Source organism: Mesorhizobium sp. C268A (genome assembly GCF_040324475.1).
GTDB lineage: Bacteria > Pseudomonadota > Alphaproteobacteria > Rhizobiales > Rhizobiaceae > Mesorhizobium.
In genome coordinates this window covers 1,781,468-1,795,661 of the sequence record NZ_JAMYVX010000001.1, presented here as the reverse complement: position 1 = coordinate 1,795,661, position 14,194 = coordinate 1,781,468, and the positions used below count along the sequence as shown (strand labels likewise).

Sequence of the window (14,194 nt, the reverse complement as noted above, 5' to 3'; positions counted from 1 at the left end):
GTTGGTAGACGGGAAGCTGACTTCACTCCGGGTTCAACCGGAGCGTCAGCTTTCGGGGAGGGGCAAACGCTGGGTGAATGTCCCCGATAGGCGCATTGCAGCCATGCCGCCGTCGCGTTGTGAGACTGATTTGGCGACCAGCAAAACAGCAGCCTCTACGACTCGTCCCTCTCATCGCGCAAATTAGACACAACGCGGCGGTTCTGCGACCTGCAGGCGGAGTCGGGGCAGTCGCGGACCAGCCTGTCCTTGCCGTAGCCCTTGGCCCACATGCGGTTCCGGTCTATGCCGCCGGCGGCGAGGTAGTCCATCACCGCATCGGCGCGCTGCTGTGACAGCGCCGTTTCGCTTGCGCCGGGATCGTCGGCGAAACCCTGCAGCTTGAGCAGCCAGCGCGGATGCTTTGTCAACCAGGCGATCTGGGTGTCGAGGGTGGCCTTGGCGACAGAATCGAGCGCGGCCGAACCTTTCGTGAAGTAGGTGCGGCGGCCGACATTGAGGATAAAATCCTCCTCGCTGCCCGGCTGCACGTTCTGGAAGCCGGCAATCTCGGCGTTGGTGACGTCGGGCGTCGACGGGGCCAGCGTGTTGCTGGTCGAGCAGGATGTGGCCACAACCAGCAGGCCGGCGGCGAGCAGCCGGCGCGTGTTTTCAATCATGCGGTTCATGATGCGCCAATCATTCGACAGTGGTGGAAGCGGGCGCCTGGTCGGCGATGTGCGGCAGGACCTCCACCGCGGTGCCGATCGGGCACCGCTGGTAGAGGTCGATGATGTCTTCGGGGAACATGCGGATGCAGCCGCTGGAAGCGTCGGTGCCGATGCTCCATGGCTCCAGCGTGCCATGCAGGCGGTAGCCGATGTCGGCGCCGTCGCGGTACAGATAGAGCGCGCGCGGCCCGAGCGGATTGTTGGACGCGCCGCCTGCGATCATGGGCGGCAGGTCCGGTTTGCGCTCACGCATTTCGGGGGGCGGGACCCATTGCGGCCACAGCGCGCGGCGATCGATCGTCGCGCGGCCGTACCATTTGAAGCCTTCCTTGCCGACGCCGACGCCGTAGCGGATGGCAGTCTTGTTTTCCATGATGAGGTAGAGGAAGTGGTGGCGGGTATCGACCACGACGGTGCCGACCGGCTCGCTGCTGAAATACTTGACGATCTGGCGATGCCATCTCTTGTCGATCTTGGCGAAGTTGGTCTTGCGATAGACGAAATCGTTATCGCTGGCGGTACCGGCGAAAAAGGATTTTGCCCCCGCGGCTTGAACAATATTGCTGGTTCCACCGACCGCGACCAGCGCCAGACCGCCGAGCACGACACCCCTGCGTGATAAAACCATCGGCAATCCCCCATGCCTTAAGCCTGGCGAACCATAGTTGAGAATGATTCCGGCTCAAAGTGGAAAATGCTGCAGTGGGTGGGCCGCAAGCGGTCTGTCCGCTTGACGGCAAAATAGCGGCTGCCCGCCGGCTCACGCCGGCGGGCTTTTTTGTGCGGACGGGAACATCCTCGCTCCAAGGGTGTTTTGTCACACCCGGCTCGTTCTTCATCGGTCGTGCCGGTGACCAAGATGTCCCCTCATTCATCATGGTCGGCCCGCGCAGCCTTGACCGCACGCGCGGGCCATCCCATCACAAGGCCCGCTGGCTCACGCTGGCGGGTTTTTCCGCGTCCATGCGCCGACACTCATCTTCGCATGCCTGTCACAACGAGCCAGGCGGATTCCAGTATCCGCACGCGGCGAGGAGGACTTGCGACATGCCTCGCTGCGGGATTTTCGCGATGAGTCTACCTGGCTCCCGCTGAACGCCATGGCCTGACCACCGGGCGCGTTGGACGACCTTCAAGTCGAAAAAGCCCGCGGCAATCGCACCTTAGGCGAAGAGGCTTTGCTTTGTTGATGCAGTTGTCATCGCATCAATCGTGGGTAGCAACGCGGTTGTTGCGTGTTGTTGGAGAGATGGGGTTTCCCGAAAAGAATGAACATGCGCAGACAAAAGAAGCGAGCAGGATGGCCGTGAGTACATCTGCCAAATATCTATTACCTCATATGCGCTCGCTCCTCGGAAGGCGATCCCGCCACCCTCTCGACAGTGAAGATGGCGGAATCTCAACCGGCGACAAGGGACTTCGATCGACGGTCGGTTTCCAATTCGGCGTCCGGCTGCGTGTTCCGCCGTTCGGGCTTCTTCCAACCGCAATCAGACGCAAGTCCTATCCCATAAGACTGATGGCCAAATTCGGAACATCCGCTGAAGCATTGCGTTCGGCAGCGTGAAACCCCGGCCAAAGGATGACTAATCATGTCGAATTGCGAGACTGCAAAATCACATTCGTTAGGAAATCGCGTGGCTGATCTCACAGCCAAGATGCGTGAAGCGCAGATTGACGCGGGTGAAATGATGGCCTTCCACAAGGTTGCAACTATGTTGGAGGACAGCCAAGGACGTATCAATGGCGACGACTTGATCGCCGCATCCTTCGTTCTGCTGGAGGACCGGGCGCCCGAGTGACCCTGCGTTGGTCGGCTTCGATCGTTCCTTGATCAGCACTGCGCAGCCTTTTTTTGTCACGGCTGGCGTCTTGCGGGACTGCGGGAATAGCGCAAGGCTGGAGGGTGCTGTTAGGGCGGCTAACAGCCAAGAGACACCGCTTCGGGATCGGCCGCCACGCGCCCGCTTTGTCCGAGGGAGGGCATTCCCTTTGAAGACAGCTACGGCGTGTCCTCGCTATCAGTGCCATGCATGCTGGAGCCATGCATGAAGGACTGGATCTCGTCCGCATCGATCTTGCCATCACCATTCTCGTCAATGCTACTGAACATCCTGCCCACCGCGCGTTGAACCTCGTCCTCGGACACCGATCCGTCGCCATCGGTGTCCAACAGCCCGAACATCAGTCGCATGCCGGCACCGCGCATCATCTGATGATGCCAGCGTCCAGCCATTCTGTGTCCACGATCGCGGTCACCGTGGTTCTGCCAACGGTCGCCATCTTCATCGTGGCGGTCAGCATCCTCGTTGCGATCGCCTTGATAGCTGCGACTATCTTCCTCGCGGAAACCTTCTTCGGAACCGCGATCCTGCTGCATTCTCTCCCGGACTGCTTGCTCAACCATCTGGCGGATCATTTCGCGTGTTGGTGCATCCGCTTGTCCGGTCGCATCCGGCAACTGTCCGGCGGCCGGCGGTTCGGTCGCCGGAGCGGGTGCAGGTGTGGAGGGGGATGGTGTTCCGCTTGTCTGGGCGAGCGCGGGGGAGGTCAGGACTACGAAAACGGCGGCCGCGGCCGTCGTGCTGTGCGGAAATCTCATGGCATGCTCCATCAGTGCCTTCGCTTGGAAGGCCAAACTGGAGCTCGATCTGATTGTTCCCCGAACGGGATCAGGTCACGGCGAAGTTACAGGGGCATGCCCCCCGTCCGAGGTAGATCAGGGTCTTCGTCAGGGAATAATTTCGGCTCTTCTTCCCTAGGCACAAGAGGAAGCCGGCGCCCATTTTTGCGGGCAATGAACGTTGGACATTCGGCCTCGCCAATTTTCTGCCAGTCGATCATACCGACGCACCAACTCCCTCTGCGTCCTCTCCTTTCGTGGAACGGAAGCCGTTTCGACCGCACGGGTCAATCGCGAATCCCGCGTCCATATGCTGCGCGGCCATGATGCATATTTTTTATGTCACGGACCTCTGTCCGTCTGGACACGATGTTAGCCAGCGCTAAATCAGAGCAATGCGACGCCTCCTGCTGGGACTTACAGTTTTTCTCTTTTGGACCACGTTGCTTCAGGCCGAGGCGTGGCAGCCCTTCGGCGTCCGACAGCTTGGCTTTAGTTTCGATATTCCTCCGAATTTCGTCCTGACCCAGAATTCGGAGCAGGGCGCGGCTTTTCAGGGCCCAAGAGACGCGTTTCTGGTCGTTTGGGGCGCGCGACTGGGCAAAGCAAGTTTTCGCGCCGAGATCGAACATCGCATGATCGAGGACGAAAAGGCCGGTTGGCGACTGACCTATCGGCGCCTAGCCCCGAAATGGGCCAGCTACTCCGGGGTCAAGAATGGCGAGATTCGCTACGTCCGTGCAATTATGGTCTGCAACCAGCGTGCCGCGCTTTTCACAATGAATTATCGGAAATCCGAAAAGAAACCGTATGACCCTGTTGTTGTGCGCATGGTCCGGTCCCTGAGAGCGGAAGGATGTTAGCCAGCAAAGAGCGAGGTTGCCGTACTGTGCTTCCCTCGGCTAAGGGCCAGTGGTCAACCCGGCTCCCCAATAGCCTCGCCCAGTCACATGAAAGCAGGCACCGGCAGATATGCAGCCGAACGTTCTCACGCTGGCTCAGCCGCTCAAAGCCCATCACCGAAAAGCTGCTTAGTGCGGTCGCCAGCTAGAGCTACCACTGAGCCATTCCCGCTGCGGCTGGGTAGCGCCTCAGTTCCGTACGCGTTCATACCAAGAACGGGCGGGGCGAACGTCCTGATAGAGCTACGGCTGTAGAAGCGCGCCGCCAAACTGCGCCCACAAGCGCTCGCACTCTCTCGCCCTTAGGCTCGGGGTACCGGGCGCGCCATAGAAGACCATGGCGCCGCGAATGTCGTATCCAAGCACCGAGGCGTTGGCCACGAACTGGATGGCTCTTCCCAAGCTGGTGATGCCGATGTCGACCTCAGCTTTGTTGGTGAGGTCGACCACGCCTACTATTTCCGCATTGGCGCTCCTGCCCGCCAAAACGGCCGTCGACATCGCATCATGCACGGCAAGAAGCATTTCGGTGAGTTGCCCGGTGGAAGGGCTCTACAAACGCTTAAACGTCAGGTTTGTTCCCAACTGGCCCTGGCGGCTTTCCGACGACCAAGAATGCGACTGCGATTACGCGTATCAATAGAATCACTGCGAACAGGATTGCCATGATTTCCGCACTGTGTCGGATCACTCCGCGGCGAAGAAAACCCCGCAACATATCTCAGATAGCGGCGGGTGTTCGGCTGTAAGAACCAAACTGGGTCCCGCGGCCTCTCATGTGCGCGTAGGTGACATCGTCTGCTGGACCGAACGGTCAAGCCGAAGAGCCCAGTTCCTCTCGGCATCGAGCAGTTCATTCTGCTCAATCAAGCCATTCATAAACAGCCTGAGTATATGCGCAGCTATGCGCTCTCCGTTCTGCGAAGCAAGAGGTAGGGCGCGCTCTTTGCAGACTGTGTGACAAACCTGGGCGAGCATCTCAATCTCGCTTGGCCCCAAAAACCGACCCGGATACAACATACCGTTTTCCTGTTGGAGAGTTGGAATGGCTATCCATTACGCAGGGTCACCGGCAGCCACAATCAACTATGATAGTGAGATGTCGAGTCCCGGTGGAAAAAACAGTGAAGTCCCAAAAGTGGTCGCGCTTGTCTCCGATTGACAGATGCCTCGACGCTACACCGACCATCGCTACCGCACCCGCTTCATCGACGCGGCTTTGCAAAGGCCTATGACCAGTTCGCTACCAGCTGCCGGACCGCCCAGGCGAGCATGCCGCCGGCCCTCCCGAAGCGCGATGTGGATGAGGCAGCCTTTTCCGTATACATCCAGTTGTTACGTTGCGCATCTGCTTCGGTTCGAAAACTCGCCGCGAGCCTGGCGTGCTCGCGTGTCCGGGCCGAAACAGCCCACATGTTGATAACGACATCGATGAGGCTGCCGCCGACCTCGTTGGCATAGGATGCTTCCCGGCATGGGCATCGACCAATGCCCCGGGCCGACCAGCACGAACCTGCGGGGGCTTTCCCGGAACAAAGCGTCGACGATCCGGTTCGGCAGGAAGCGGCCAAAATTCATGCCATCGGAGATGCCGAGGCAGATGACAGATGAAAGGGAAGCTGAAGATGACGAAGTCTCGCGACCGCACCGTTCCCGGCGACGGCAAGATCGAAACCGGCCCGAACACATCTCCGCAACAGGATCCGGCAGAGGGGTCGCGCGAGACAATCGATCGCGAACTCGAGCGGACAGACGACGATAATAATTCCGACGAAGCGGAACGCTTGCGCCGAGACCTGCGGAAAGGGGTGGCGGAAGAGACCGAGCTTCCCGAACGCGGCTCGGCCTGAGGATCGCCGGAACCTTGCCAAGGCAAGAGACATGGAAGGCTCGACGCCGGTCGGATCGCTGCTCGCTTCGTGCCTTTAACGCACCGGCCACACAACCCATGCGCGGCGGTGACCCAGGAGACGGCGAGAACGGCCGCGCGACGGTCCACTCTGTTCCAGCAAACTCGGCTCGCCGAGAGCTACCACCTCTGGCGTTAGGGCCTGACGAGATGCCACCTGTCCAGGTCGCATGGCGCCAGGGGTTCGGCAATCTCTATCAGGCTGCGCCGGCCTCCTGGCTGCGCTGCGAGCGGGCACGGTCGCGGGCTGCGGCAGTGCCTCCGGGAAAGCCGCTTCGATCGCTGTAGTCGCGTGGCTTGGTCCCGCTCCGAGAGTGGCGCGCGGTCACGCTTTTCGCAGCGATGATGTCGAGCAATGTGATGCCGGCGACCATGGCAAGCGCAAGGCCTACATTATCGCGCTTTGGGTTGCCAGGCCGATACGCTGTCAGCAATGTCGCGATATCCAGGCCGTCGCCGGCCACCCGGCTCCACAGCCCAGCTTGCTTGTCCACTGAAAGCGAGAGTATGCCGCTGCTTATTTCCCGCGCCCCATAAGCGCGGATCAGATCTTCCTTGCCGCGCATGCCGAGCGCGCCGGCAATCCGCTCGGCGCCAACCAGCTCGGCGACGCCAAGCGCGATGCTGAACCAGCCGAGCTTGCGGGCAAGGCCATCGGATGCCCCGACCGCACTCTGCCCAGTCTTCAGCACTTTGGGATCGCCAGGCGATCGGGTGATGTTGGTAAGTTTGGCAATCACGTTCATGACGATTTCCCTACGGTTTCAATACAACCTTGATGCAGCTGTCCTGCTTGTCGCGAAACACCTTGTACATCTCGGGTCCCTGCTCGAGCCCCACGGTATGGGTGATGACGAAGGATGGGTCGATCTGGCCATCTTCGATGCGGCGCAACAGATCCTCGGTCCAACGGTTGACATGGGTCTGCCCCATTCGGAAGGTGAGCCCCTTGTTCATTGCCTGTCCCATCGGAATCTTGTCGACCAGCCCGCTGTAGACGCCGGGGATCGAGATCACGCCGGCCGGCCGGCAGACATAGATCATCTCACGCAGAACGTGCGGTCGATCATTTTCCATCAGCATCAACTGCTTTGCGCGATCGTAGACGGTATCGGGCTGGGCCAGCGAGACGTGGCTTTCCATGCCGACGCAATCGATGCACTTCTCCGGGCCCTTTCCGCCGGTGAGTTCCCGCAGTCGTTCGACGACACTTTCCTCGGCGAAATTGATGGCGATGGCGCCGCCGGCCGCGGCCATGGAAAGCCGTTCCGGCAGGCAATCGATCGCCACCACCTGTTTCGCGCCGAGCAGCAGGGCGCTGCGTATGGCCATCTGCCCGACTGGGCCGCAGCCCCACACCGCAACCGTATCGTTGGGCTCAATGTCGCACTGTGCCGCCGCCTGCCATCCGGTAGGAAAAATATCGCCGAGGAAGAGAACCTGCTCGTCGGTAAGGCTGTCAGGCACCTTTACGTGCGTGGCATCGGCGAACGGCACACGCATGTATTCCGCCTGTCCCCCGGGATAGCCGCCGGTCAAATGAGTGTAGCCGAACAGACCCGCGGTGGTGTGCCCGAACACCTTGTCACCGAGATTCTTCTTGCGGTTTGTGCGTTCGCAAACCGAAAAGTTCTGTCGCTTGCACTGGTCGCACTCACCGCAGATTATGGTGAACGGCACGACGATGCGGTCTCCCTCCTTCAGAGCGCCGTTGACGCCCTTGCCGACCTCGACGACCTCTCCCATCATCTCGTGGCCCATGATGTCGCCGGGCAGCATGGCTGGCACATAGTTGTGGTAGAGGTGAAGGTCGGAGCCGCATATCGCACAACTCGTCACCTTGATGATCGCGTCACGTTCATCCTCAATTCCCGGGTCCGAAACCTGATCGCAGCGTATGTCTTCCTTGCCGTGCCAGACCAACGCTCGCATAGCTTGCTCCTATTTTCGCAAGATCTGTGGGTAGGGACCTCGCGCCTGTCCTAAGCGGGCCGATGCCTGGTTGGATCGACTGTGCCGCTGCTTGTCGAACCACAGGGGCGGACCGATGTTCCGGGAGCTCGAGAGAATTTTTGGGCCATTCCAGACCTGCACCTTGGAAGGATCTGTCGCGGGCACCAGCGGCCTTCCCAGGCGCGTCGGGGCACGAACCGCTGGAGCCCGAGCCACGAATGGACGTACTCAAGTGTACCAAAGAAGGTTCCGTCCGCAGGTGTCCTTCGCGGCGGCTGATACCCCATCTGCTCGATTCTCGCGGGCCATAACCGGCATTCTCTTCCTCGCCCGCACAGGGTCGGCCGAAGCAGCGCTGTGACCGGAGCAGGTAGGAGATGCCGCTCACCGGCGGGCGCGCAGTCCGACCCCGACGCGATCGACATGAGGTGGATGGGCGCCATCGCGACGGCGGCTCTAGCGGAGTATTTCGCAGAAATACAATGATTAGCGGGCAGGGCAGAGTGCTAGCCGTGCGCAGCGATGAACATGGCGACGGCCGACCGGCAATAGGATTCGATTTCGTTGTCGTCCGCCGCTCTCGCCTGATCGAAGCGTGCGATAATCAAAAGATCGGATCCTTTGAAAAGCGCGGCAAACAAGCGGGCGGACCGGAGAGGATCGGGCACGTTCAGAACCGCCTTCGCGTGCAACTGACGCAACAGGACCTCGATTTGGGCGATGACATGGGCGGGGCCGGCTTCGAAATGGAGCTTGCTTAACGACCTTGGATTCGTCTGGTCGGCCATGACCATGGCTTCGACACTGCGGACGTCTGATCTCAACAGCGTGCGAAGCAGGGACGATCCCACCGCCATGAGCTGATCTTCGACCGAACCGCCGACGCCTTCAAGAAGGGCCTGTGGCGCAAACAACTGATGGCAGCCGGCCGCCATCGCCGCGCTGAACAGCGCCTCCTTGTTCTCGAAGTGCCGATAGATGCTGAGTTTGGATATCTTCGCCCGCTGGGCGACCTTGTCCAATGTGGTCGCTTGGAAACCCAATTCCACAAAGAGTTCGGACGCAGCGTCGAGTATCGTTTGGCCAAGCGCCTCGTTGGCGGGCCGGCCGCGCCGGCCCTGGCTATTTTCGGTCACGACAATTCCAGTCCTTGACAGTATCCTAATTCTTGGATTACGATACCATGTAGTTTCTGAAATGCGCAAGCCGATGGGTAGGTTTCAACCAGGTCCAACCAGCCCCTCATCCACAACACGGAGCCCATTATGGATGACGTCATCATCATCGGCGGCAGCTTTGCCGGTCTCGCCGGTGCCCTGCAACTCGGCCGTGCCCGCCGTAAGGTCACCGTTCTCGATACCGGCCTGCCGCGCAACCGCTTCGCCGGCCACTCGCATGGCCTGCTCGGCCACGATCACAAGCCACCGCTGGACATCCTGGCCGAGGCGCGGCGGCAGCTGGCGCGCTATCCCACGATCAAGCTGGTCAATGCCCGGGCCGACAGCCTGTCCGGCGCCATCGACGATTTCTCCGTCCTCACTGGCGATGGCGGAAGCCTCGGCGCGCGCCGCCTGATCCTGAGCTATGGCGTCGCCGACCAGATGCCTGATGTTCCGGGCTTTGCCGAAGGTTGGGGCACGTCCATCGTGCCCTGCCCCTATTGCGACGGCTTTGAAGTCGCCGGCCAGCATTGGGGCCTCGTCTGGTCCGGCCCACAGTCGATGAATCAGGTCAGGCTGTTCCACGATTGGACCGACAGGTTGACGGTCTTCGCTGATGGTCACGACATTCCGCCCGATACCAGGGCCGGTCTGGCGCGCCGCAACATACCTGTCGTCGACGGCCGGATCAGCGAGATCGCCCATCACGGGGGGCATAACGCCACCGTCAAGCTCGATACCGGCCCCAAGGTCGCGGTCGACATCCTGTTCGCGCATCCGCGCAACAAGCCGTCCGCAAGCCTGCATGAATCACTGGGCCTCGCCACGGTCGATACGCCCCTCGGCGTAATCCTCAAGGTCGACGAGCGCCGCGAAACCAGCATGCCCGGCATCTACGCCGCGGGCGACCTCGCCAACCCCCTCACGCCGCCATCGGTCACCCTGGCAATATCGCACGGCGCGATGGCGGGCATCTTCGCCCAGCAGTCGATGCTGGTGTGAGAGCGCAGATTCCCTTCTCCGGGTGCCGCGGCTATCATATTCTGAAGGTTGCGGGCCGGTGTTACGGAACGCCGGCTCCCGCTCCCTGAGGGGCGTCTTTGGCCGGTCAGCCTTGAGAACTCAACTGGGCTGCCTGCATGACGGCGATCGCCGACATCGGTTATCAAGCTCAATCACGCTGGAAAGCATGAACCACGTCGACGTCGACATCGCCGGCGGGCTTACGGTATGGCGACCGGTGGCGGAAGATTTGCCACCGCTGTCGGCACCTCGATGCTGCGACGCGACTTTGAAGAACGCTCGCGCCCAGCAGCGCTTCTGGCGGAAGTCTCAGGCGGCTACGACGCGGGCCAACAGTGACGCGGCCTCGGTGCCAGCCAAGCCAAGGTCGCGGACGCTGCTCATATGATTGGCCCCGCCAAGGGTCGTGCGCGAAACAGTCAGTCCCTGTGTGTCAAGGTGGTCCGTGAAGAGTGCGGCCTGGCTGTGGAACGGCGGCGTTTCATCGGCGCCGACCAAGATATCTACGTCCACGGATGGATCGAAACTGTGATTGATGGGCGAGAATCGGTGGGCCTCCTCGTCGGTGATCGCGATCTCGGCGGCAAGGAACGACATCTGCAATGGCTTCAGGTCGTAAAGGCCGCCAAGCAGCAGCGCAGCTTTGATGCCGGAAGGCCGCTCGTCACCGTCGAAAAGCATTGTTGCCAGATGCGCACCGGCGGAATGACCGCTAACGGTCAGCAGGCCGGGATTGCCGCCATGGTGTGCGACATTGTCAAATACCCATCGCTTGGCGCGGCGCACCTGGTCGACGATCCTGGCCATCCTGACGGTCGGCATCAGCGCGTAGTCGACAATGACCGCGATCGCACCTGCGTTCGTAACGGTCTCGGCGACGTAGGAATAGTCGCGCTTGGAGAACATGCGCCAATAGCCCCCGTGGATGAACATGTGCACCGGCAGGCGGTCCCGTTTGCCCTCGGGAAAGAACAGATCCATGGTTTCGGTGGCGTCAGCCCCGTAGGCGACATCGGCGACCATGGGAACGTTCGCCCTGGTCTCCTCGCTTCTGCGAACGATCTCGGCGACGATGTCATCGAACTCGACCACATGATCGCGAATGCGAAACGGATCTTTGGCGTGATGTCCGCTCACAGGGTCACGGCGATGTACTTGGCCTCCATGAACTCGGCAACGCCGTGCTTCTGACCGCCTTCGCGGCCTAGCCCGCTCTGCTTGACACCTCCGAAAGGCGCCGCTGGATCCGACATCAGGCCGCGGTTGAGCGCGATCATGCCGGACTCGATCTTCGATGCCACGCGCATCCCCCGGCCCAGGTCGCGCGTATAGATGTAGGCAGCGAGACCGTATTCGGTGTCATTGGCTTTGGAGATGACATCCGCCTCGCTTTCGAAGCGACTGATCGGCGCCACGGGACCGAAGATCTCCTCGTGAGCCATGGCAACGTCGGCCGGCACGTCCTTGAGCACCGTTGGCGGATAGAAAAAGCCTCTGCCTTCAGATACGCCGCCGCCACACAGGATTTTGGCGCCGCGGGCAACGGCGTCCTGCACAAGCCGGTCGATCTTGTGCACAGCCTTCCTGGTGATCATCGGCCCGCATTCTGTGTCTGAGTCTGTGCCCGGGCCCAGGTTGAGTGCAGCCATGCGTTTGCTCAAGCCTTCCGCGAAAGCATCATGGATGCCGGCCTGGACGTAAAGCCGGTTGGCGGCCGTGCAGGCTTCGCCGGCGTTGCGCATCTTGGCAACCATCGCACCGTCGAGGGCGGCTTCCAGGTCGGCGTCGTCGAAGACGATGAAGGGTGCGTTGCCGCCAAGCTCCATGGAACAGGAAATGACGTGCTTTGCGGCTTCGGCCAGCAGCACGCGCCCGACGCCGGTCGAGCCGGTGAAGGACAGCTTTCGCACGCGCGGATCGGCCAGCATGGCCGCCGTCACCGGTCCGGGGGTCGAGGTCGTCAGGACGTTGACGACGCCGGGCGGCACGCCGGCTTCCTCGTAGAGCGCCGCAAGCGCATAGGCCGTCAGCGGTGTCTCGCTGGCGGGCTTCAGGATCACCGTACAGCCGGCCGCCAGCGCCGGAGCGATTTTACGTGTCGCCATGGCGGCTGGGAAATTCCATGGCGTGATGAGCACGCAAATGCCGATGGGCTGGTAGTCGACAATGATCCGGTTCGCGCCCGAGGGTGCAAGGCCGAACTCGCCGCTGATGCGGACCGCCTCCTCGGCGTTCCAGCGGAAAAACTCAGCGGCGTAGGCGACTTCACCGCGCGCATCGCGCAGCGCCTTGCCGTTCTCCAGCGAGATCAGCGCGGCCAACGTCTCCGCCCGTTCGGTCATCAGTTCGAAGCAGCGCCGCAGGATTTCCGATCGCCTGCGTGGCGGGGTCTCGCGCCAGCCGGCCGCCGCCTTTGCGGCCGCGTCGACGGCCGAGGCGGCGTCTGCGAGCGTGGCGTCGGGAACCGCAGCGATCACGGCTTCGGTCGAGGGATCGACCACTTCGATCACGCGGCCCTCCGATGAGGGCCGCCAGCGTCCGCCAATGTAGAGACCGTGCGAGACCGTGGCGTAGTCGAACATATCTTGATCCTCGTCGGATATGCCTGCGGCAATGTTCATTGGATGAACTCCTGGTCGATCACATCATGGTGGCGGACATGTCGCCGTCATAGGCAGCCCTGACCAGCTGTCGCATCGCGGCGCGGTCGAACGGACGCGGATTGTTCTTGATCAACCGGTCGATGCCCAGCGCCTGCTCGGCCGTCCAGTCGATCTTGTCTTCGGGAAGACCCAGTTCGGCCAATGTCGGTGTGATGCCGATGGCGCCAAACAGCCGGCTCACCTCACGGATGGTGGCGTGCGCCAAGGCATCGGCGCCGCCGCCCTGAAGGGAAAAGCCAAGAGCAGTGCCGACTTCCGCAATCTCCGCGGCTGCTGCGGCCAGATTGTAGGTCATCACATAGGGCAGCATCGTGGCCACTCCCAGGCCATGCGGGGTGTGGGTAAGCGCGCCAACGGGATACTGCACCGCATGGGCGGCGGCCGTTCCCGCCGTACCGAAGGCGCAACCGGCGGCCAGCGCTCCCATCATGACGTCGGCGCGCGCATCCTCGTCCGATCCGTCGCGATATGCCTTTTCGAGACTGCGGCCGAGCAGCCTGATGGCCAGAAGCGCGAAATGGTCGGTCAGAGCGCTCTTGCCGATGAACACGTGCTGTTGCGGCAAATGAGGGTCGACGCCGCGTTTGGCCGCTGTATAGGCCTCGATTGCGTGCGTCAGCGCGTCGGCGCCGGCGATCGCCGTCAAGGACGGTGGACAGGTCACCGTCAGATCCGGATCGCAAAGCGCCACTGCCGCGATGAGATGCGGACTGGCGATACCCACTTTCAGCGTCCGATCCGGGTCGGAGATCACGGCGACGGGGGTCACCTCGGAGCCTGTTCCAGCCGTCGTCGGCACTGCGATTACCGGAAGGGTAGGGCCGGGTACCTTGAACTCGCCATAGTAGTCCTCGAGCTTGCCGCCATGGCTGAGCAGAAGTGCAGCGCATTTGGCCATGTCGAGGCAGCTGCCGCCCCCGATTCCGATCACCATGTCGGGCTTGAAACCCTTCGCCTCCGCAATGCAGGTGGCGACGCTGTCGCGCGGCACATCCGGCAGCGTTCGGTCGAAGACCAACGTCTCGATCGCCGCGTTGTGCAAGCCAACGAGAATCTCGGCGAACTGCGACGTCGCCGCGAAGCGCTCATCGGTACAGACGAACGCGCGGCGCCCATATTTGGCGGCGATGGCAGGCAGGACATGGCGCTGGCCTTTGCCGAACAGAATCTCGCTCGGCAGGCGCGCCGCTGCAAACAAGCTCATGCACAAGATCCTGCGAGGACGGGTTGGAAGCCGACAGGCTTGGCTTC

The 14,194-nt window shown here is 61.7% G+C and carries 14 protein-coding genes; 4 read left to right on the top strand and 10 right to left on the bottom strand.

All coding sequences use genetic code 11. The annotated features are described in order from the left end of the window. Nucleotides 1–155 precede the first annotated feature (155 nt). Nucleotides 156–668: an OmpA family protein gene (locus NKL06_RS08865; RefSeq protein WP_023667764.1), complete on the bottom strand. Its 513-nt coding sequence runs from the start codon at nucleotides 666–668 to the stop codon at nucleotides 156–158. Between the two features lie 10 nt (nucleotides 669–678). Next, nucleotides 679–1,338 (bottom strand): L,D-transpeptidase, encoded by a 660-nt coding sequence (locus NKL06_RS08860; RefSeq protein ID WP_023682764.1) that lies wholly within the window; start codon nucleotides 1,336–1,338, stop codon nucleotides 679–681. A 1,009-nt stretch (nucleotides 1,339–2,347) separates the two neighbouring features. Between NKL06_RS08860 and NKL06_RS08855 the strand changes: the two genes are divergently transcribed. Continuing rightward, entirely contained in the window at nucleotides 2,348–2,512 is a 165-nt protein-coding gene (locus NKL06_RS08855) for a hypothetical protein (protein WP_023667766.1), read from the top strand. Between the two features lie 200 nt (nucleotides 2,513–2,712). Here the strand turns inward: NKL06_RS08855 and NKL06_RS08850 are convergent, their stop codons facing one another. Further along, nucleotides 2,713–3,324: an EF-hand domain-containing protein gene (locus tag NKL06_RS08850; protein WP_245276531.1), complete on the bottom strand. Its 612-nt coding sequence runs from the start codon at nucleotides 3,322–3,324 to the stop codon at nucleotides 2,713–2,715. A gap of 404 nt (nucleotides 3,325–3,728) precedes the next feature. Between NKL06_RS08850 and NKL06_RS08845 the strand changes: the two genes are divergently transcribed. Further along, nucleotides 3,729–4,196, top strand: a complete 468-nt coding sequence (locus NKL06_RS08845) for a hypothetical protein (RefSeq protein ID WP_023667769.1) — start codon at nucleotides 3,729–3,731, stop codon at nucleotides 4,194–4,196. 282 nt (nucleotides 4,197–4,478) lie between these two features. Here NKL06_RS08845 and NKL06_RS08840 read toward each other — a convergent pair whose 3' ends face one another. Then, on the bottom strand, nucleotides 4,479–4,736 hold the full coding sequence (locus NKL06_RS08840) for a hypothetical protein (RefSeq protein ID WP_245260390.1): 258 nt from the start codon (nucleotides 4,734–4,736) through the stop codon (nucleotides 4,479–4,481). A 1,124-nt stretch (nucleotides 4,737–5,860) separates the two neighbouring features. On the opposite strand from NKL06_RS08840, the gene NKL06_RS08835 reads away from it, so the two are divergent. Further along, on the top strand, nucleotides 5,861–6,085 hold the full coding sequence (locus NKL06_RS08835; RefSeq protein ID WP_155922421.1) for a hypothetical protein: 225 nt from the start codon (nucleotides 5,861–5,863) through the stop codon (nucleotides 6,083–6,085). A 256-nt stretch (nucleotides 6,086–6,341) separates the two neighbouring features. On the opposite strand, the gene NKL06_RS08830 is transcribed toward NKL06_RS08835, so the two are convergent. From NKL06_RS08830 to NKL06_RS08820, 3 genes are all read right to left on the bottom strand, one after another. After that, nucleotides 6,342–6,890, bottom strand: a complete 549-nt coding sequence (locus NKL06_RS08830; protein ID WP_023667774.1) for a hypothetical protein — start codon at nucleotides 6,888–6,890, stop codon at nucleotides 6,342–6,344. A gap of 10 nt (nucleotides 6,891–6,900) precedes the next feature. Beyond that, nucleotides 6,901–8,076 carry a zinc-dependent alcohol dehydrogenase gene (locus tag NKL06_RS08825; RefSeq protein WP_023667775.1) on the bottom strand — a complete coding sequence of 392 codons (1,176 nt, stop codon included), beginning with the start codon at nucleotides 8,074–8,076 and terminating at the stop codon, nucleotides 6,901–6,903. 527 nt (nucleotides 8,077–8,603) lie between these two features. Continuing rightward, the gene (locus NKL06_RS08820) at nucleotides 8,604–9,233 is read right to left on the bottom strand and encodes a TetR/AcrR family transcriptional regulator (RefSeq protein WP_023667776.1); all 630 of its coding nucleotides are present in this window, start codon (nucleotides 9,231–9,233) and stop codon (nucleotides 8,604–8,606) included. Nucleotides 9,234–9,362: 129 nt separating this feature from the next. On the opposite strand from NKL06_RS08820, the gene NKL06_RS08815 reads away from it, so the two are divergent. After that, nucleotides 9,363–10,259: an NAD(P)/FAD-dependent oxidoreductase gene (locus NKL06_RS08815; RefSeq protein ID WP_023692303.1), complete on the top strand. Its 897-nt coding sequence runs from the start codon at nucleotides 9,363–9,365 to the stop codon at nucleotides 10,257–10,259. Nucleotides 10,260–10,589: 330 nt separating this feature from the next. On the opposite strand, the gene NKL06_RS08810 is transcribed toward NKL06_RS08815, so the two are convergent. The 3 genes from NKL06_RS08810 to NKL06_RS08800 form a co-directional block, all read right to left on the bottom strand. Next, nucleotides 10,590–11,303, bottom strand: a complete 714-nt coding sequence (locus tag NKL06_RS08810) for an alpha/beta hydrolase (RefSeq protein WP_245267105.1) — start codon at nucleotides 11,301–11,303, stop codon at nucleotides 10,590–10,592. A gap of 110 nt (nucleotides 11,304–11,413) precedes the next feature. Further along, nucleotides 11,414–12,862: an NAD-dependent succinate-semialdehyde dehydrogenase gene (locus NKL06_RS08805; RefSeq protein ID WP_245267116.1), complete on the bottom strand. Its 1,449-nt coding sequence runs from the start codon at nucleotides 12,860–12,862 to the stop codon at nucleotides 11,414–11,416. Between the two features lie 58 nt (nucleotides 12,863–12,920). Continuing rightward, nucleotides 12,921–14,147 (bottom strand): iron-containing alcohol dehydrogenase, encoded by a 1,227-nt coding sequence (locus NKL06_RS08800; protein WP_023692300.1) that lies wholly within the window; start codon nucleotides 14,145–14,147, stop codon nucleotides 12,921–12,923. Nucleotides 14,148–14,194 lie beyond the last annotated feature (47 nt).

Bases quoted from the DNA above. Each gene is read 5' to 3' on its own strand.
- NKL06_RS08850 (WP_245276531.1), bottom strand. From the start codon at position 3,324: ATGGAGCATGCCATGAGATTTCCGCACAGCACGACGGCCGCGGCCGCC.
- NKL06_RS08825 (WP_023667775.1), bottom strand. From the start codon at position 8,076: ATGCGAGCGTTGGTCTGGCACGGCAAGGAAGACATACGCTGCGATCAG.
- NKL06_RS08840 (WP_245260390.1), bottom strand. From the start codon at position 4,736: ATGTCGACGGCCGTTTTGGCGGGCAGGAGCGCCAATGCGGAAATAGTA.
- NKL06_RS08805 (WP_245267116.1), bottom strand. From the start codon at position 12,862: ATGTTCGACTACGCCACGGTCTCGCACGGTCTCTACATTGGCGGACGC.
- NKL06_RS08800 (WP_023692300.1), bottom strand. From the start codon at position 14,147: ATGAGCTTGTTTGCAGCGGCGCGCCTGCCGAGCGAGATTCTGTTCGGC.
- NKL06_RS08865 (WP_023667764.1), bottom strand. From the start codon at position 668: ATGAACCGCATGATTGAAAACACGCGCCGGCTGCTCGCCGCCGGCCTG.
- NKL06_RS08860 (WP_023682764.1), bottom strand. From the start codon at position 1,338: ATGGTTTTATCACGCAGGGGTGTCGTGCTCGGCGGTCTGGCGCTGGTC.
- NKL06_RS08845 (WP_023667769.1), top strand. From the start codon at position 3,729: ATGCGACGCCTCCTGCTGGGACTTACAGTTTTTCTCTTTTGGACCACG.
- NKL06_RS08830 (WP_023667774.1), bottom strand. From the start codon at position 6,890: ATGAACGTGATTGCCAAACTTACCAACATCACCCGATCGCCTGGCGAT.
- NKL06_RS08835 (WP_155922421.1), top strand. From the start codon at position 5,861: ATGACGAAGTCTCGCGACCGCACCGTTCCCGGCGACGGCAAGATCGAA.
- NKL06_RS08810 (WP_245267105.1), bottom strand. From the start codon at position 11,303: ATGGTCGCCGATGTCGCCTACGGGGCTGACGCCACCGAAACCATGGAT.
- NKL06_RS08815 (WP_023692303.1), top strand. From the start codon at position 9,363: ATGGATGACGTCATCATCATCGGCGGCAGCTTTGCCGGTCTCGCCGGT.